This window comes from Bacteroides sp. NSJ-48 (assembly GCF_014287405.1).
Taxonomy (GTDB): Bacteria; Bacteroidota; Bacteroidia; order Bacteroidales; family Bacteroidaceae; genus Bacteroides; species Bacteroides stercoris.
Window position 1 is genome coordinate 14847 of the sequence record NZ_JACOOD010000045.1, and the last position, 19225, is coordinate 34071.

At 49.0% G+C, this 19225-nt stretch carries 16 protein-coding genes; 1 reads left to right on the forward strand and 15 read right to left on the reverse strand.

Going from position 1 to position 19225, the window contains the following annotated elements:
- Positions 1-168: 168 nt before the first annotated feature.
- From H8S52_RS16420 to H8S52_RS16445, 6 genes are all read right to left on the reverse strand, one after another.
- Complete coding sequence (locus H8S52_RS16420; protein WP_186910227.1) at positions 169-1473, reverse strand: alpha-L-fucosidase; 1305 nt, start codon at positions 1471-1473, stop codon at positions 169-171.
- Positions 1474-1579: 106 nt separating this feature from the next.
- Entirely contained in the window at positions 1580-2848 is a 1269-nt protein-coding gene (locus H8S52_RS16425; protein ID WP_005654390.1) for an adenylosuccinate synthase, read from the reverse strand.
- On the reverse strand, positions 2845-3333 hold the full coding sequence (locus tag H8S52_RS16430; RefSeq protein ID WP_005654388.1) for a Fur family transcriptional regulator: 489 nt from the start codon (positions 3331-3333) through the stop codon (positions 2845-2847). Before H8S52_RS16430 ends, H8S52_RS16425 begins: the two co-directional genes overlap by 4 nt.
- A gap of 122 nt (positions 3334-3455) precedes the next feature.
- Entirely contained in the window at positions 3456-4118 is a 663-nt protein-coding gene (locus H8S52_RS16435) for a DNA alkylation repair protein (RefSeq protein ID WP_016662580.1), read from the reverse strand.
- Between the two features lie 204 nt (positions 4119-4322).
- Positions 4323-6371, reverse strand: a complete 2049-nt coding sequence (locus H8S52_RS16440) for a dihydrofolate reductase (protein ID WP_186910228.1) — start codon at positions 6369-6371, stop codon at positions 4323-4325.
- A gap of 100 nt (positions 6372-6471) precedes the next feature.
- Positions 6472-6936, reverse strand: coding sequence for an AraC family transcriptional regulator (locus H8S52_RS16445; protein ID WP_016662582.1), 465 nt, complete (start codon positions 6934-6936; stop codon positions 6472-6474).
- Positions 6937-7219: 283 nt separating this feature from the next.
- On the opposite strand from H8S52_RS16445, the gene recQ reads away from it, so the two are divergent.
- On the forward strand, positions 7220-9034 hold the full coding sequence (gene recQ, locus H8S52_RS16450) for a DNA helicase RecQ (protein ID WP_117859150.1): 1815 nt from the start codon (positions 7220-7222) through the stop codon (positions 9032-9034).
- Positions 9035-9185: 151 nt separating this feature from the next.
- Here recQ and H8S52_RS16455 read toward each other — a convergent pair whose 3' ends face one another.
- The 9 genes from H8S52_RS16455 to H8S52_RS16495 form a co-directional block, all read right to left on the reverse strand.
- A complete protein-coding gene (locus tag H8S52_RS16455; protein WP_005654379.1) occupies positions 9186-10037 on the reverse strand; it encodes a lipopolysaccharide assembly protein LapB in 852 nt (283 codons plus the stop codon).
- A gap of 226 nt (positions 10038-10263) precedes the next feature.
- Positions 10264-11214 carry a cysteine synthase A gene (gene cysK, locus H8S52_RS16460; protein WP_186910229.1) on the reverse strand — a complete coding sequence of 317 codons (951 nt, stop codon included), beginning with the start codon at positions 11212-11214 and terminating at the stop codon, positions 10264-10266.
- A gap of 137 nt (positions 11215-11351) precedes the next feature.
- Entirely contained in the window at positions 11352-12410 is a 1059-nt protein-coding gene (leuB, locus tag H8S52_RS16465) for a 3-isopropylmalate dehydrogenase (protein ID WP_117666504.1), read from the reverse strand.
- Between the two features lie 5 nt (positions 12411-12415).
- On the reverse strand, positions 12416-12661 hold the full coding sequence (locus tag H8S52_RS16470) for a hypothetical protein (RefSeq protein WP_005654373.1): 246 nt from the start codon (positions 12659-12661) through the stop codon (positions 12416-12418).
- An 11-nt stretch (positions 12662-12672) separates the two neighbouring features.
- The gene (locus tag H8S52_RS16475) at positions 12673-14214 is read right to left on the reverse strand and encodes an alpha-isopropylmalate synthase regulatory domain-containing protein (protein WP_005654372.1); all 1542 of its coding nucleotides are present in this window, start codon (positions 14212-14214) and stop codon (positions 12673-12675) included.
- Positions 14204-14797: a 3-isopropylmalate dehydratase small subunit gene (gene leuD, locus H8S52_RS16480; RefSeq protein WP_022103473.1), complete on the reverse strand. Its 594-nt coding sequence runs from the start codon at positions 14795-14797 to the stop codon at positions 14204-14206. The genes H8S52_RS16475 and leuD overlap by 11 nt, the downstream gene beginning before the upstream one ends.
- Before the next feature lie 201 nt (positions 14798-14998).
- The gene (gene leuC / locus H8S52_RS16485) at positions 14999-16393 is read right to left on the reverse strand and encodes a 3-isopropylmalate dehydratase large subunit (protein ID WP_117899943.1); all 1395 of its coding nucleotides are present in this window, start codon (positions 16391-16393) and stop codon (positions 14999-15001) included.
- 67 nt (positions 16394-16460) lie between these two features.
- Positions 16461-17951 carry a 2-isopropylmalate synthase gene (locus H8S52_RS16490; RefSeq protein ID WP_016662589.1) on the reverse strand — a complete coding sequence of 497 codons (1491 nt, stop codon included), beginning with the start codon at positions 17949-17951 and terminating at the stop codon, positions 16461-16463.
- 369 nt (positions 17952-18320) lie between these two features.
- Positions 18321-18569 carry a hypothetical protein gene (locus H8S52_RS16495; RefSeq protein ID WP_117742213.1) on the reverse strand — a complete coding sequence of 83 codons (249 nt, stop codon included), beginning with the start codon at positions 18567-18569 and terminating at the stop codon, positions 18321-18323.
- Between the last annotated feature and the right edge of the window lie 656 nt (positions 18570-19225).

Below are 19225 nucleotides of genomic sequence, written 5' to 3' on the forward strand. Positions count from 1 at the left end.
TTTTAATAATAAATAAATGAATAATGTGTCGTTTCTGTTTGTATAACAAATTGTCTGCCAAAAATAAAGGGAAACTGCGAGCTATCTCCCGGTTCTCCCTATCTTTTAGGAAGAATTAAAGATTTACCGACATAACGGTTACAGTTTTAGCAATTCATCGGCAGCAGGCTACTCTTCCAGGTGCAGTTCGATGACTTTGTCAATATCTGTCGGGACTTCGGAAAGATAAAGCATGACACCATCCCGGCATTTCTGCATTTTCAGCGGCCGGCGGTCGGTATAACCTACAGCCTTCTTCACGCGCTTTCCATCCAAAGGCAGGAAAAGCGCTTTATCCTGCAAATCCAGAATATGCACATACAGTTTATTTCCCTTCTGCGTTGTCACTCCCCAAGGGTGAGGAGCCACACAGCCGCCACGTGTTCCGTAAATAGTTTCACCGTACACTTTCATCCACTCTCCTATCTCTGCCAGTCGCTCCATGGCAACAGCCGGCAGCTCGCCATCGGGCTGCGGACCTATATTCATCAGGAGATTGGCATCCTTACCGGCTGCCTTCACCAGATAGTGAATCAAAGTTTTTGCCGGCTTATAGTTTTGGTCCGTAATCTTATATCCCCACATGCCATTCATTGTCTCGCACGTTTCCAATGGCAAGTTACTGACACCTTGTCCGGAAAGTCCCGCCTTATTCTCACCGGGCAAATCACGCTCAAAAATCTGTATATCTTCTCCCTCGAAAGGTGTCCGGTGATGATTATTACCAATCAGACAGGCAGGTTGCAGGCGGTGTATCAACGCATATTGTCCGGGTAACTGCCAATCGAAACCGGGATTCCGGTCCTGATCCCACCAGCCGTCGAACCATATTGCGCCTATTTTCCCGTAACCGGTCAGCAACTCCGTCAACTGGTTGTTCATAAAAGCGTAATAGTTGTTCCAGTCTCCCGAAGGATCCGGACGCCCGGTTCCACGCCCCGTACGCCCTTGCGGAGCATCCTCGCGATACCAGTCTATATGTGAATAATACAGATGCAGGCGAATCCCCTGCTTATGACATTCATCCGCCAATTCTTTCAGTACATCCCGTCTGAAAGGAGTGGCGTCCACAATATTATAATCGGAATAACGGGTATGAAACATGGAAAAGCCCTCGTGATGCCGCGAAGTGAAACAAATATATTTTGCTCCGGAAGCCTTGATAGCCGCCACCCACTTGGCTGCATTGAACCTGGAAGGATAAAATCCGCCCGCCAATTTGGCATATTCTTTATAATTCAGGTTATTATTGGTCATGGTCCATTCGCCGGTTGCCAACATGCAGTACAGTCCCCAATGGAGGAAAATGCCGAATTTGCTGTCCCTGAACTCCTGGCGCGACTGTAAGTTTTCTGCCGTAGGCTGATAAGGTTGCGACCTCCCGGAAGAGCAGAGAGAGAGCAGAAGCAATAAAGAGATAATACTTGTTTTCATGGTAATAAATAAAAAAAGTACGGGTTACCCGAATTTATACAGTCCGTTATCGAAGCCACAAAATTCGCGTAACCCGTACGTAAGGTTGTCTATTTGTCAATCTATGTTATTCCTCCGTATAGCGTTCGATGGTCTGTTCGCGGTCGGGACCTACAGATACAATCTTCACAGGCACACCGAGCTGCTCTTCCAGGAACGACAGATAAGCGTTGAATTCTTCGGGGAATTCGTCTTCGCTCTGCATCTTTGTCATATCCGTCTGCCAGCCGGGCAATTCCACGTACACCGGTTCCACACCTTCGATATCGAACGGGAAGTAATCGATTTCCTCACCGTTGACCTTATATGCCACACAGGCTTTGATTGTTTCGAATGAGTCGAGCACATCGCTCTTCATCATGATGAGCTTGGTTACGCCGTCTACCATAATGGCATACTTCAAGGCTACCAGGTCAATCCATCCGCAACGGCGCTTACGTCCGGTTACCGAACCGAATTCATGTCCCAGCGTACAAATCTGGTCACCGGTCTTGTCGAACAGTTCCGTCGGGAACGGACCTGCACCCACACGCGTACAATATGCCTTGAAGATACCGTACACTTCGCCAATCTTATTGGGAGCTATGCCCAAGCCCGTGCAGGCTCCTGCACAAATGGTATTGGAAGAAGTGACAAACGGATAAGAACCGAAATCAATATCGAGCATCGTACCTTGCGCACCTTCGCACAAAACAGACTTTCCGTCCGACAGCAGACCGTTTATTTCATGTTCGCTGTCCACAAACTTGAACTGCTTCAGGTATTCGATACCCTCGAACCATGCCTTTTCCAGTTCGCTCAAATCATATTCGTAATTCAAGCCTTTCAGGATTTGCTCGTGACGGGCTTTGGCAGCAGCATACTTCTTGTCGAAATCGTGCAGGATATCACCTACACGTACACCGTTGCGGCTAATCTTGTCTGTATAAGTAGGACCGATGCCCTTGCCGGTAGTTCCCACTTTGGCATCTCCTTTTGCTGCTTCATAGGCAGCATCCAGAATGCGGTGCGTGGGCAGGATGAGGTGTGCTTTCTTGGAAATATGCAAGCGTTCCTTCAAATTGTGACCGGATGCTTCCAATGCTTCCGCTTCCGCCTTGAACAGCGCCGGGTCGAGCACTACACCGTTACCGATGATATTCACCTTATCACCCTGGAAGATTCCCGAAGGAATGGAACGGAGCACATATTTCTGACCTTCAAACTCCAATGTATGACCGGCGTTCGGGCCGCCTTGAAAACGTGCCACTACATCGTATCTCGGAGTTAATACATCAACGACTTTGCCTTTGCCTTCGTCGCCCCATTGTAATCCTAATAGAATGTCTACTTTCATTTCTCTTTCTTATGGTTATTATTTTTCTTCTTTCTTTTGTTTGCGCGGTCGCACTTGCTACACAAGCCGTACATGTACAGCGAATAATGCGTCAAGTTAAAGCGGCTCAACCTGGTATTCTCAATGGCATGCTGCAATTCCTCGTTCTGGAATTCGGTAACCTTGCCGCACTGCGTGCAGATTTGGTGATGATGCGTATCACGGTTATAGCATTTTTCGTATTGAGAGGAATTTCCGAACTGATGCTTGATAACCAGCCGGGCATTGATAAGCAATATGATGGTGTTGTACAGCGTCGCACGGCTCACTCTGAAATTCTCCTGGTCTGCCATCAGCGAATAAAGCGTATCAACATCGAAATGGCCGTCTATGGAATAAATAGTGTCGAGTATGGCATATCGTTCGGGAGTCTTGCGATGCCCGTTCATATTGAGATATTCGGTGAATATCTGTCTAACCGTATCTTTCACGTTCTGACTTTCCATTTAAAGGCGCAGTTTTTTAACAGCCAACAAAGTTAAGCCTTTTTTGCGGAAAGCAAACAAAAAAAGAAAAATTAATGATGAGAATGGTAAAGTAGCCGGCACTCTATCACTTTACCGTTTTATCATAACGCTACCTCTTCCTTTACCAGATTGTAAAGCAGCCGTTCTGTCTCCGAAGAGGAATCTCCCATGCCTTCTACCCTGCGGCAAACCTGAAACGCATTTTCCTCGCTGTGCTGCATGAAGCGGCGGATAGCGGTCAGCGCGGCATTGCGCACATGATAAGAGCCTGAGAGGAACGCCGATATTGCCTGGTCAAGGAATTCATTCTCTACCCGTTCGTTCATATCGCCTTTTTTCATCAACAGCCGGGCAATGGTAAGGAAACCGCAGACCTGCGTATATTCATCTTCAGCGGCAATCCAGTGAAAAGACTTCGCAGGAGCATACGGAAGATGTTGGAAAAGGTTCATACAGGTAAGTTCCGCAATCTCGATGTTCCGGATGTTCTCCACCCATATGTCCGCTATTTCGGGCAAGAAGCTGTCGACAGGCTGGAGCAATCCCGCCAATATTTTACATTCGCGAATATCTTCTTTCCAAAGTGCCTGCGCCAAGGCATGATCTTTCCCGTAAGCAGAAGCAATACTTTTGATACGGGGCAGTTCCACACCGAAGTTAAGTTTGTAGACCAAACCTTTCTCACGCATACTTTGAGACACAGCCCCATTCATGGAGAGGCGGAGCTGGGTTTTTATTTCTTTGAGTTGTTCTTTTAGTTCCATTAGTTTCAGAAATGAGAGTTCCGGTTATCACCTGAGGCAAAAAGCCTTTTATCTTAAAAAAGAGGTGTGTCAAAATGCACCTGATGATTTTTTTAGGCACGGATTACGCGGATTTCACGGAAACGAAAAAAAAGGATAAAGTAAATCCGTGTAATCCGCGTAATCCGTGCCTAAAAGAAAACAATAAAATCTCTAAATTACCATTCAATCGTTCACTGAAGGCAATACCGAGTAGTCCTTGCTATAACGTAGCATCTGTTCGGCATACCCTTCATCATAAGTCACCTTCACATCGGTTATGTTGCCGTCCGCATCCGTCACAGCCTCATACTTCGGGTTGACAAAGCCCTTATACGGAGCCAGGTTCAGCTTTTTGTAACGTTCCAATACTTCCGCGTGCAGTTCCGGGTCTACTTTCACGGCATAGGACTCTACCAGTTCACGGGCTGCGTCATAGTCGCCCGTGGACTTGATACGCTGTATTTCGGCAAGCAGTTCGCCAAACAGTTCCCGTACCTTTTCATAATCATTGATTACGACATAAGTCTTTCCGTCCTTCTTCACCAGTTCCACCACTTTGTCGGCAGCACCCTTTTCATATACCCAACGGGCTATGAGCTGACGGTTGCGCATATGTGCCTCTTCCACGTTGTTTCCCGGTTCGATACGCACAAGCTGTGTCATCAAGCCGTTCATCAGATAGGTATAGAATTGGGCCTTGTAGGCATCCGCACTCGGAGTCAGCCCCAGTTCCACCAGTTTCGGATCGGCCACATAATACAGTCCGAACAAGTCGGCACGCGCCTCTTCGATAGTAGAGCCGTAAGCCTTCAGCGCATCGGGGTCTACGCCCGGAAGCAGCTTGCCGGAACCATGTCCCAGACACTCATGCAGGTCGGTATGCAGTTCATCGGTCGTATCGGCATATTTGTCTATCAATTGCAGTTCGGCATCGCTATATACAAACTCTTCGTTGAAGCCGTTGCCATGGGCCGCCTTGTTGTAGGCATCCGTTATATTGCCAATCGTTACGGATTTGGAGCCGTGATGGCTGCGGATCCAGTTGGCATTGGGCAGGTTGATACCGATAGCCGTCGAAGGATAGAGGTCGCCCGCCAGAATAGCGGCAGTGATTACCTTGGCTGAAACACCTTTCACCTTCTCTTTCTTGAACTGCTTTTCCACCGGAGAGTGGTCTTCGAACCATTGCGCATTGCTGCTGATAATCTCCGTGCGGCGGGTAGCTTCCAAATCCTTGAAGTTCACCAAAGATTCCCAGCTTGCCTTCATGCCCAGCGGGTCGCCGTAGCTTTCGGTAAATCCGTTTACGAAGTCGATGCGGGAATCCAAATCCTTCACCCACAGAATGGCATAATCATCAAAGGTCTTCAAGTCACCTGTTTCATAAAACTCTATCAGCTTGGCTATAACCGCTTTCTGTTCAGGGTTCTCGGCCACGCCTTCCGCTTTCTTCAGCCAATACACAATCTTCCCGATAGCCGCACCATACAATCCTCCGGCTTTCCACACTTTCTCCCGAATCTTGCCGTTCTCTTTCACCAGGCGGCTGTTCAATCCGTAAGAAACCGGCGTTTCATCCTTAGGGTCCTTCAGGGCGCTGTAAAAGGCTTCGGCTTCCTGCTGCGTCACCCCGTCATAATAATTACATGCCGAAGTCAGCACCAAATCCTCACCGGCAGCCTGGTTCACACGCTTCGGCATCACTTTGGGGTCGAAGATAACGGGAGCCACCTCTTCATAAAGCTGCTCCACCGTCTGCCCTTCTGCAAGCGGCAGTGTAGCGGCGTCCACGCTTAAAAGGGCTTGCCTGAAGAATTCGGGAGTAAAGCCCGGTACGAACTTCTCGCAGCCGTAATGATGATGAATGCCGTTGGAGAACCATACCCGTTTCAGGTACACTTCCATAGCCTTGAAGTCTGCCGCAGTCTTGTCGCCGGTATAGCCCGTATAGACGGCTTCCAGCATCCGGCGGATTCTGAGGTTGTATTTCCCGTTCTGGTCGAACAGGATGTCACGTCCCTGCAAAGCGGCTTCCGTGAGGTAATAAACTAATTCTTTCTGTTTGAGAGACAAGTTCTCAAACTCCGGTACGCGATAGCGTAAAATCTGTAAATCTGCAAATTGTTCCACTGTATAATCAAATTTTTCTGCCTTGGCAGTAGTTTTCGGTGCTCCGCCGCAAGCTGTCAGCAAGGACGCGGCAACCATTACGGAAATCAGTTGTTTTTTCATGCGTGTTTGGAAAAGATTGATTAGTATTAAAATAACAAAAGGAAGTATTCCGGAGCACATGGCTCGGAATATTTCCTTTTATAAGTTCAGTTTTACTGCATTATTTACCTTTCACTGCATTTTTCTTACGATAACCGTTAGGAGTTTCTCCTACATTTTTATAAAATGCAGCATAAAAAGACTGACGATTGGCAAAGCCTACCATCGTGCTGATTTCCTCAACATTCTTGTCAGCATATCTCTTATCTGTCAATAAATGCAAAGCGTCTTTCACTCTGTACTCATTCAACAAACAAGAATAATTCATGCCGAAACGGGAGTTCACCACTGCCGACAAATAACGGGTATTGGTCTGCAGTTCTTTCGCCAAATCCTTAGCAGAGTAATTGGGGTCTCTGTACTTCTTCTGCACGACAATGATATTCAATATCCTGTCGTACAGCTCGTCTGCCAGTTCCGGCCGTATCAAGGAACGGTAGGCAGCCTTCTTTTCTTTCTTTTCGCGCAGGTTATAGGGATGCTTCTTTGTAGCCTCCTCCTGTGCATTCTTTTCTAAATCACTCATTAAATTAACTGGTTAGGGTTGTTTAAATACGGAAATCCAAAGGAGCTTCCCTTAGATTACACAAAAGTCTAACATTTTTTTTTAATACGCAACTTTTCCCGTACATATTTTTAATATACAAACAACGAAAAAGCTTGAAAAGAAGCAGGATACGTTTAATTACAAGCTTATTTAACACAACTGCTTCATTATTAAGTTATTTGACTGAACGCCACTTCCTTTTGCATTTTATGCAAGAATTAACGTACCTTTGTCCCCTGATAAAAAGATACCGGCACTGCTTATGCTACAAACGCTTAAAACATACTTCGGATACGACAGTTTCCGTCCCCTTCAGGAAGAGATTATCCGTCACATTCTGGACGGAAACGACGCACTTGTGTTAATGCCCACCGGCGGTGGAAAATCAATATGCTACCAGCTTCCCGCCCTGCTGCGCGAAGGAACCGCGGTAGTCGTTTCGCCGCTCATCTCGCTGATGAAGGACCAGGTAGAGGCATTATGCGCCAACGGCATCAGCGCCGGTGCGCTGAACAGCAGCAATGACGAAACGGAAAATGCTGCCCTGCGCCGTGCCTGCATGGAAGGCAGACTGAAACTGCTGTATATCTCGCCCGAAAAGCTGCTTACAGAAGCCAATTATCTCCTGCGGGACATGCACATCTCGCTTTTCGCCATCGACGAAGCGCACTGCATCTCGCAATGGGGACATGACTTCCGGCCTGAATACGCACAGATGGGGATTCTGCACCAGCAGTTCCCGCACGTGCCCATCATCGCCCTGACCGCCACCGCCGACAAAATCACGCGCGAAGATATCATCAGGCAGCTTCACCTGAACCATCCCCGGACGTTCATCTCCTCGTTCGACCGTCCCAACCTGAGCCTCACCGTAAAACGGGGCTACCAGCAGAAGGAAAAATCCAAGACAATTCTTGACTTCATAGCCCGCCATCCCGGAGAAAGCGGCATCATCTATTGCATGAGCCGTAGCAAGACGGAATCCGTGGCGCAGATGCTCCAGAAGCAGGGTATCCGCACCGCCGTCTACCATGCCGGCCTCTCCCCCTCCCTCAGGGACGAAGCGCAGGACGATTTCATCAACGACCGCGTGCAGGTAGTGTGCGCCACCATTGCTTTCGGCATGGGTATAGACAAGAGTAACGTTCGTTGGGTTATTCATTATAATTTACCAAAGAGCATCGAGAGTTTCTACCAGGAGATAGGGCGTGCCGGCAGAGACGGACTGCCCAGTGACACGCTACTGTTCTACTCGCTTGCAGACCTGATTTTGCTTACCAAATTCGCTACCGAGAGCGGACAACAGAACATCAACCTGGAGAAACTGCAACGCATGCAGCAATACGCCGAATCCGACATCTGCCGACGCCGCATATTGTTAAGTTATTTTGGAGAAATAGCAGACCATGACTGCGGCAATTGCGACGTCTGCAAGAACCCGCCCGAACGCTTTGACGGAACTGTCATCGTACAAAAAGCCCTGAGCGCCATTGTCCGCACAGACCAGCAAATCGGTACAGGTGTTTTAGTGGATATTCTCAGGGGAAACATGTCGTCCGAAGTCGTAGGCAAAGGCTATCAGCAACTGAAAACCTTTGCCGCCGGACGTGATGTTCCCGCCCGCGACTGGCATGATTATTTATTACAAATGCTGCAACTCGGATACTTCGAGATTGCCTACAACGAAAACAATCATCTGAAAATAACTTCCGCAGGAAGCGATGTCCTCTTTGGCAGAGCCACCGCCCGATTGGTAGTGATACGCCGGGAAGAAACAAACGAAACCAAACGTGGCAGAAAACGCAAAGCAACCGTCCCCGCCCAAGAGCTACCCTTAGGACTTCCCAATACAGAGAACGAAGCCCTCTTTGAAGCATTGCGCAAATTAAGAAAACGTCTTGCCGATGAAGAGGCCCTGCCTGCCTATATCGTCCTGTCCGACAAGGTTCTCCACTTGCTCAGCACCTCACGCCCCACCAGCCTCGAAGAGTTCGGCAACATCAGCGGCATCGGAGAACACAAAAAAAAGAAATACGGCAAAGAATTTATCAACCTAATACGAAAATATAGTGATTAACGATTAGTGATTAGTGATTAGCGATTAAGGATTAGTGGTGAGCAGTGAGTGTTTTGCAATTAGCAGTTAACTGTTTATTGTACATAACTTAATCACTAAACGCTAAACGCTAATCACTAATCACTAACCGCTAATCACTAACCACTACCCCCTATTTCCCCGTTTGTTGTAAGAAGTTGCGTAAATCAGATTGCGGTACTCCTAACGATATGGCTTTCTCGAAATCGCGTTTGGCAAGTTCTTTCTTTTTTTGGGCGAGGTAGATTTCGCCGCGCATCAGGTATATTTCAGGCTGCGAGCTATCCAGGCTTATCGCCTCTTCCAGGTCTACCAGTGCCATATCTGTATGGTGCAAGTCTTTTTCTACTCCGGCACGAGCCACATAAAGCATGGCATATTGGGAAGGAGACAACTGCCGGTTCTCTCCTTTGGCGGCAATCATAGTGTTCAATAGCCTCAGTGCTTCTTCGTATTTTCCCTCTCTCTGCTCTAAAGTAGCCAAACCGAGACGGCCGTTGTAGCTGGTGGGATTCACTTTCAACAAGCGTTCGTAATCCGCCTTTGCCATTTTATAGTCACGCTGTTGCATATAGATATAAGCGCGCATCAGCAGGGCTTCTTCGTTGTCTTTCTCCAAATCCAGCACCAGCGAATAGTCGGCTTGTGCCAGGTTGTTGCGCCCCAGTTCCATATAAATGGTCGCACGGTTCAGCAAGATAGGCACTGCCCGCGGGGCTATATTCAGGGCGAAATTATAGGACTCCAAAGCCTTTTCATACTTCCGCTGGCGGCGTTGTATCGTACCGAGGTTGGAGAACAGAAGGGCGTTATGAGGATTCGCAGGCTCCAGCTTCAAGGCTCTGCGGATGTACGTTTCCGCCTGCGGCAGACTATCCTGCTCCGTATAAGTTACGGCACGGTCGCAAAGTTCCTGATAGGTTTGCCCGAATGCAGGCATACCGCTTGCCAATAAACATACTGCGAGAAAAATCAGTTTCTTCATACTTATGATTCTAAATTTATTAATGCACCCGTACCGGTTTCACCAGCCGGTACAGGAAGTACCAAGCAAGGGTACAAAGAATATCAGGCGGTGGTACGGACAGTACCAAGCGCTGGTACAAAGAGTACCAAAGGATGATACGGGCAATACCACGCGACGGTACAAGTGCTACCACCCGTCGGTATGACCGCTACCACCGGGTGAAACAAACGTCCGTCCCCGGCATTTAATCCAAAGGATAGGTGTCAAAAGCAAACAACTCCGTAGAGAGATACCTCTCTCCCGTATCAGGCAGCAAGGCCACCACCGTTTTGTCGGCAAATTCGGGACGCACCGCCAGCAGACGTGCCGCATAGACAGCCGCTCCGGAAGATATTCCCGCCAGCAGTCCCTCGGTGGATGCCAGTTCGCGTCCGGCACGAATGGCTTCATCATCCGGCACGGGAATCACCTCATCCACTACCGAAGCATCGTAAAGGGCCGGAATAAAGTTTGCCCCGATGCCCTGTATGCGGTGAGGCGCGTCCTCGCCCCCCTCAAGCACGGGAGATGATGCGGGTTCTACGGCCACAATGTAGACATTCGGATTATGCCTTTTCAAGGCGCGCGCCACACCGCAAATCGTGCCGCCCGTACCTACTCCCGCCACAAACACGTCCACTTGTCCGTCCGTATCCGTCCAGATTTCCTTGCCCGTAGTAAGTTCGTGTATCCGGGCGTTGGAAGGGTTCTCGAACTGTTGCAGAATCACGGCGCCGGGTATCTTGTCCCTCAGTTCCCGCGCCTTGGCGATAGAGCCCGCCATGCCTGCCAGTCCGTCCGTCAGCACGATTTCCGCTCCGAGGGCTTTCAGCAGGTTGCGGCGTTCGACGCTCATGGTTTCGGGCATGGTCAGTATCAGATGATAACCTTTGATGGTGGCCACCATTGCCAGCCCTACTCCCGTATTGCCGCTGGTAGGCTCTATAATGGTGGCGCCGGGCTTCAACGCTCCGCGCGCTTCGGCATCCTCGATCATCGCCAGCCCTACGCGGTCTTTTACGCTGCCTGCGGGATTAAAGGACTCCAGTTTGGCAACCACTTCCCGTTGCAATCCGTACTTCCGGCTGTACCCCGCCAGTTTCATCAGCGGCGTACCGCCGATAAGTTCCGTCAAGTTATTCGCTATTTTCGCCATAATTCGTCCGAGTTTATACAGAATAAGACACAAATGAGGAGACACACCAAAAGCAGGCTCGCTATTGCCGTACTCTTGACGCATCTCCTCGCAAAGGTAGGAAAAAAACGTTTCGCCCTTTCTTTCCTTAATAAAGATTAGTGTTTGATATAGTTCACAATCCACGCACCCACTTCTTTCGTGCCGTATTTGCCACCGCCTTCCACCTGGATTTCCGGGGTACGGATATTGGCGTCGAGCGAAGCATCCACCGCCTTGCGGATAAGCGCGCCTTCTTCCTTCAGGTCGAAATACTCGAACAGCATGGCTACGGAAAGAATCTGTGCCAGCGGATTGGCTATGTTCAGGCCCTTAGCCTGCGGCCATGAACCGTGAATAGGCTCGAACACCGGCGTGCTTTCGCCCGTGGAAGCCGATGGGAGCAAGCCCATGGAGCCGCTGATGCAGGAGCCTTCATCGGTCAGAATATCGCCGAAGGTATTCTCGGTCACCATCACGTCGAAGAACTTCGGTTCCTGAATCATGCGCATGGCGGCGTTGTCCACGTACATATAGTCGGTAGTGACTTCCGGATAGTCCGGGGCCATTTCCTGCGCAATCTGTCTCCACAGGCGCGAAGAGGCAAGTACGTTCGCCTTGTCCACTACCGTAAGGTGCTTGTTGCGCTTCATGGCATACTCAAAGCCCACTTTCAGGATGCGTTCAATCTCCGGACGGGTGTACATATTGGTGTCGTAGGCCTTGTCGTTGTCCTGATACTTCTCGCCGAAATACATACCGCCCGTCAGTTCGCGGATGCAGATGAAGTCCGCACCGTCCACCAGTTCCGCACGGAGTGGCGACTTGTGCAAGAGGCACTTGAAGGTCTGCACCGGACGGATATTGGCAAACAGCCCCAACTTCTTGCGCATAGCCAGCAGTCCTTGTTCGGGACGCACCTTGGCGGTGGGGTCATTGTCGAATTTCGGGTCGCCTACTGCCGAAAAGAGCACTGCATCGGCATTCTTACAAGCCTGATAGGTAGCTTCGGGGAAAGGGTCGCCCACTTTGTCGATGGCGTCCGCACCGCACACGGCATACTCATAACTTACTTTGTGACCGAATTTCTCGCAAACGGCGGTCATTACGTCCACACCTACGGCGGATATTTCGGGGCCGATACCGTCACCGGCCAATACTGCAATTTTAAAGTCCATAATTATTATTTCTTTTTCAATTCATTTTCTATCTTATCTTTCATTGCTTTATTCTTGCGGCGAACACGGTCACCCGTCACAAATCCCGCAGTCAGCATAAGCGTCCATATCACATCCATAAGAGTGACGAGCTGCAGCTCATTTGCATACCAATTCAAGAAAACACGAAACAAAAATATCATGCAAGCAAAAAACAGATAGCTTACATTGGGTTTTCTTTCGAAATAATCCTTTATTCTCTTATCAATCATGGTTGGGCATCTTATTTATCGTATTCAGCTTCTATTATATTCAACATCTTTACCGTAGCCTTAATGGCCGCTTCCGTCTGGTCGGCATCCAGCCCGCGGGTACGGAACACCTTGTCTTCAAAACTCCAGGTGATAACCGTCTGCACAAAGGCATCGGTACGTCCGCCGGGCGGGATGGTCACCGCATAGTTCGTCAGCATCGGGAACTTGCGCCCCAGAGTTACCTTGTATATCTTGCGCAACGCACGCACAAAGGCATCGTACTGACCGTCGCCGCTGGAACTCTCCTCATACTCCTTGCCGTTGATTTCTATTTTCAACGTAGCCATCGGTTTCAGTCCGTAGGCAAGGTTCACGATGTAGCTTTTCAGGTTCACCCGCTCGTCCATCATGCCGTGTTTCAAAACATCGGAAACGATGTACGGTAAATCTTCCTGCGTCACCAGCTCCTTTTTATCGCCCAGCTCGATGATACGTTCGGTAACCTTGCGCATAGCGTCCTCGTCCAGCTCCAGCCCCAGGTCTTCCAGGTTCTTGCGGATATTCGCCTTGCCGCTGTTCTTGCCCAGCGCATACTCCCGCTTACGGCCGAAACGTTCGGGCAAAAGGTCGTTGCAGTACAGGTTGCTTTTATTATCTCCGTCGGCATGCACACCCGCCACCTGTGTAAACACATTCTCACCCACAATCGGTTTGTTGGCGGGAATTACGATGCCCGAATAAGACTCCACCACACGGCTCACATCATTGAGGCGGCTCTCGTCGATATTGGTGACAGCGCTGAAATGGTCTTTCAGGATGGCCTGCACGCTGGCAAGAGGTGCATTCCCGGCACGCTCGCCCAGACCGTTAATGGTGGTGTGCAACCCCTTGCAACCGCTCAACACGGCTGCCAGCACATTGCTCACCGCAAGGTCGTAATCATTGTGCGCATGGAAGTCGAAATGCGCGTGCGGATAGCGTTTCACCATTTTCCGCATGAATTCAATGACCTGCAACGGGTTCAGCACCCCCAACGTATCGGGCAGCATATACCGCTTTATGTTGGTCCGAATCAATGCGTCCATCAATTGAAACACATATTCGGGCGAATCTTTCATGCCGTTGCTCCAGTCTTCCAGGTAGACGTTCACCTCCATGTCCTGCACGTTTGCGTAGTCCACCACTGCCAGAATGTCCTCGATATGTTCTTCGGGCAACTTCTTCAACTGGCAGGAGCAATGCTTCAGCGAGCCTTTGCACAGCAGGTTAATGACGCGGCAGCCGGTAGCGTGTATCCAGTCCACCGACGTATGCCCGTCTACGAAACCGAGCACTTCCACCCTCGGCAGCATATTGCGGCGGGCGGCCCAGTCGCATATCATTTTCACCGCATCGAACTCCCCTTCAGACACCCGCGCGGAAGCCACTTCCACCCGGTCCGCCTTCAAGTCTTCAAGCAGCAAACGGGCTATCATCAGCTTCTCATGGGGCACGAAAGACACTCCGCTGGTCTGTTCGCCGTCGCGGAGCGTGGTGTCCATGATTTCTATCTTCGGATGATTATGCTTCATGTTTCTTCTCCCAGGATTCTATTTTGTCTTTGTTCTCTACAAGGAAATCTATATCGTCCAATCCGTTCATCAGGCAGTGTTTCTTGTAGGCATTGATTTCAAAATGCTCGCTCTTGCCCGTGGCCTTGTTGGTAATGGTCTGTTCGGGCAGGTTCACTTCCACTTCTGTTTTGGGGTTGGCAAAAACCGAGTCGAAAAGCTCCTTCAGGAACGGTTCGCTCACCACCACGGGAAGCACGAAATTATTCAGTTCGTTGTTCTTATGGATATCTGCAAAGAAGCTGCTCACCACCACGCGGAAACCATAGTCGGCAATGGCCCATGCCGCATGCTCGCGGCTACTTCCCGAACCGAAGTTCTTGCCGGCCACAAGGATTTGTCCGCCGTAGGTAGGGTCGTTCAGTACGAAAGATTCTATTTTGTTGCCTTGCTTGTCATACCGCCAGTCGCGAAACAAGTTCTCGCCAAAGCCTTCTTTCGTGGTGGCTTTCAGGAAACGTGCAGGGATTATCTGGTCGGTATCCACATTCTCCAACGGAAGAGGTACACAAGTGCTGTTGATGATATTGAATTTCTGTTTCATTGTTGCTGTTATTTGATTGTTCTTTCTTCACTGCAGAGGACATAGGGCCTCAGTTGCTCCACTTACATTTTTTCGGACATAAGAACAAAAGAACATATGCTATGCAGAAAGATGCCGGTTATGCAGCGCAGCCAAATCTGTTCTTTTGTTCTTATGTCTGAAAAAAACATGCCCCTCTGTCCCTCTGTAGTGAACCTTGATTTAGATAAACTCCCTCGGGTCTGTAATCACCCCCGTCACCGCCGCTGCCGCAGCCACCAGCGGACTGGCAAGCAATGTGCGTGCACCCGGCCCCTGACGTCCCTCAAAGTTACGGTTACTGGTGGACACCGCATATTTCCCGGCAGGCACTTTGTCATCATTCATCGCCAGACAAGCCGAACATCCCGGCTGGCGGATGGCGAATCCCGCCTCTTCCAGCACTTTGTCCAAGCCTTCCTCACGTATCTGCGCATCTACCATCCACGAACCGGGAACCAGCCATGCCACTACATCCGCCGCTTTCTTACGGCCTTTCACGATAGAGGCAAATGCACGGAAATCCTCGATACGGCCGTTGGTGCAAGCACCCAGGAACACGTAATCAATCTTCTTGCCCAACAACGGTTCACCCGGCCGGAAGCCCATATACTCCATCGACTTCATAAAAGACGCCTTGGCGGCCTCGCCCATGCCCTCGGTAGCGGGGATGTGCTGCGTGATGCCCATGCCCATACCCGGATTGGTTCCGTAGGTAATCATCGGCTCGATGTCGGCGGCGTCGAAGCGTACTTCCTTATCGAACACGGCATCCTCATCGCTTTTCAACGTTTTCCAGTATGCCAGCGCCTTGTCCCACGCTTCGCCTTTCGGAGCATATTCGCGTCCCTTAATGTACTCGAAGGTCGTTTCATCCGGAGCAACCATACCGCCGCGCGCACCCATTTCTATGCTGAGGTTGCACAGCGTAAGGCGTCCTTCCATGGACAGGCTGCGCACCGCCTCTCCGGCATACTCCACAAAGTAGCCCGTAGCGCCGCTGGTAGTCATCTTGGACATCATATAGAGCGCCACATCTTTGGCGGTCACCCCTTTACCCAATTTGCCGTCTACGGTAATGCGCATCGTCTTGGGACGGGTTTGCAGAATACACTGCGAAGCCATCACCATCTCCACTTCGCTCGTACCGATGCCGAAAGCCACCGCCCCCATTGCGCCGTGAGTGGACGTATGCGAGTCACCGCATACAATCGTCATGCCCGGCAAGGTCAGCCCGCGTTCCGGACCCACCACATGGATAATGCCGTTCTTCTTGTCCATCATGCCGAAATGCTCCAGTCCGAAATCTTCCGCATTCTTGGCAAGCGTATCCACCTGCGTCTTTGACACGGGGTCTTCGATAGGTTTATCCTGGTCGTGCGTCGGCGTATTATGGTCGGGCATACAGAATATCTTTTCCGGACGGAAACACTTGATTCCCCTGGCACGCAATCCGGCAAAAGCCTGCGGGCTGGTCACTTCGTGGCAATAAAGCCTGTCTATGTAAAGTTGTGTAGGGCCGTCTTCCACCTTCTGTACAACGTGGACATCCCAAATTTTATCAAATAATGTATTCATCAGAATAAGTATTAATTACAAATTATCAATCACTAATCGTTAATCACTAACCGCTAATCACTAACCGCTAAAATTTATTAATACAGTCTATATACGCTTCCACCGACGCAGCTATAATATCCGTATTGGCGCCGAAGCCATAGTAGATACGGTTATCATATTCCACCTGCATGTGCACCTTACCCATATCATCACTCCCCTTGCTGATGGCCTGAATGGTAAACTCCTTCAACGTCATGTGGCGGTCTATTATCTTCTTCAGGGCTTTGATTGCGGCATCTACCGGACCGTTTCCACTGGCGGCGGCCTCAAACTTCTCACCCGAAATGTTCAACCCGATGCTGGCTACCGAACGGACACCTACGCCGCTCGTCACCTGCAAGTATTCCAGTTTGATACGATGATTCTGCGAGCGGTCCGCACCTGCCAATACCAGAATATCATCGTCGTTAATATCTTTCTTCTTATCGGCAAGTTTCAGGAAATCTTCGTAAATCTTATCCAGTTTCTGCTGATCCAGAGACACGCCCAACACCTGCAGGCGGTTCTTCAAGGCAGCGCGTCCGCTACGGGCGGTCAGTACGATAGAGTTGTCATCGATGCCCACATCGTGCGGGTCGATAATCTCATAAGTCTGCACATTCTTCAATACGCCGTCCTGATGAATGCCCGACGAGTGCGCAAAGGCATTACGGCCTACGATTGCCTTGTTAGGCTGCACCGGCATATTCATCAGGCTGGATACCATACGGCTGGTAGGGTAAATCTTCTGCGTATTGATATTGGTTTCAATATCAATATCCTTATGACATCTGATAATCATAGCCACCTCTTCGAGCGAAGTATTTCCGGCACGTTCGCCGATACCGTTGATAGTAACTTCCACCTGGCGGGCGCCGTTCAGCACACCTGCCATTGTATTGGCAGTAGCCATCCCCAGGTCGTTGTGGCAATGCGTGGAGATGACAGCGTTATGAATGCCGTCCACATGCTCCATCAGATATTTTATCTTCGCACCATACTCACCGGGAAGGCAGTAACCGGTGGTATCGGGAATATTCACCACCGTAGCGCCCGCTTTGATAACGGCTTCCACCACACGCGCCAGGTATTCGTTATCCGTGCGTCCGGCATCTTCGGCATAGAATTCGACATCCTCTACATAGCGGCGGGCATACTTCACTGCCGCCACGGCACGTTCGATAATCTCCTCGCGGTTGGAATTGAATTTATATCTGATGTGCGAGTCGGAAGTACCGATACCGGTATGAATACGTTTATGCTTGGCAAATTGCAGAGCTTCCGCCGCCACGTCAATATCTTTCTGTACGGCACGTGTCAAGGCGCAAATCGTAGGCCACGTCACAGCTTTGGAAATCTCAATCACCGAGTTAAAGTCACCCGGACTCGAAATGGGGAATCCCGCCTCAATCACATCCACGCCCAGCGCTTCCAGTTGCCTTGCCACCTGAATTTTTTCCACTGTATTCAACTGGCATCCCGGAACCTGCTCGCCATCGCGGAGCGTTGTGTCGAAAATAAATAATTTATCACTCATCGCTTCATTGTATTTATAAATTCATATTCCATAAAAAAAGCCTTTCACACAGGGAAGTGAGAAAGGCTTTCGTATATTGTTATATCTTACATATATTTATGCACAGCACTCACTTCCACTAAACTTTGCCAGTAGAATAATAATACCACACAGTAGAATATATGTAAAGTTCTGAATCATCTTGTTTTTTTGTTTAATGATGCAAAGGTATAGATTATTTTGTAGCATACAAATAAATCAGTAACTTTTTCATCTGAAATAATATCATTTTATAAGATTATATTCATTTATCGCACCAATATATCACAAGAAAGGCGTACCAAACAGGCACGCCTTTCCTTTATGTTTCAGTTCGATACAAGTCCTGAATTACTTCTTTTCACAAGGTTTGTCACACTTGGCGCTGTCGCAAGCGGCCTCCGGACAATCAGCTTTCGGACAAACGGCAGAATCAGCCTGGCAGCAAGCCTTTGCAGAGTCACATACCTGTTCTGTTTGTGCAGCGCAACAAGAGTCTGCTCCGGCAGCATTGGCATCAGCAGCTTTTTTGTTACCACATGATGTTACAGCGAAAGAAAATGCTACTGCCACAGCAGCGAATAAAACTTTAGTTTTCATACTTCAATTTGCTTTAAATATTAATTAAAAAATCAGTTCGCTGACAAATATACGAAAAACAACCCGGTTTTCCAAAACGAGGAAGAAGAGAAGTAAGAATAAACTTATCGGTAAATTGATTGTTTATCTGGTGACACTATCATTTTTTGTGACATTATTTTTATATTCTTTTTTAGACAGAAGAACAAAAGAACGTAAAGAGAGGGGGATGTAGTTCGGGGTGTTGTTCTGGCTGTACAGTAAATTCTCTGTACTAAGGGGGATTTAGGAGAGATAGCATTCTTTTAGACGATACGATATAATATCCTAAAAACTAAGAAAGAAAGAAAAAACACTTCACAAGTATAAGAATAATCCCCACTAAAAATCTGCTGACCCCAAGAAAGCAAGCAAAACAAAGAAAAGAAAAGAAAAGAAAAGAAAAGCAAGCAAAACAAGGCAAGTATAAGGCAAGGCAGACAAAATAGCCCAAAAACAAGAAAGAGGTTGTGTCAAAATGCTGACACAGCCTTTTTTTATGCGCAAAGCCCAGACTTTCTCAAGCCCGGGCTTTGTTATTACCCAAAGTTTTCGTATCTTTAGGCATAAAGTTTTTCGTTATGGCAAAGTTACATTTTCGTCCTTACATTCCCAACCAAACCGTTCTTTTTCCACAA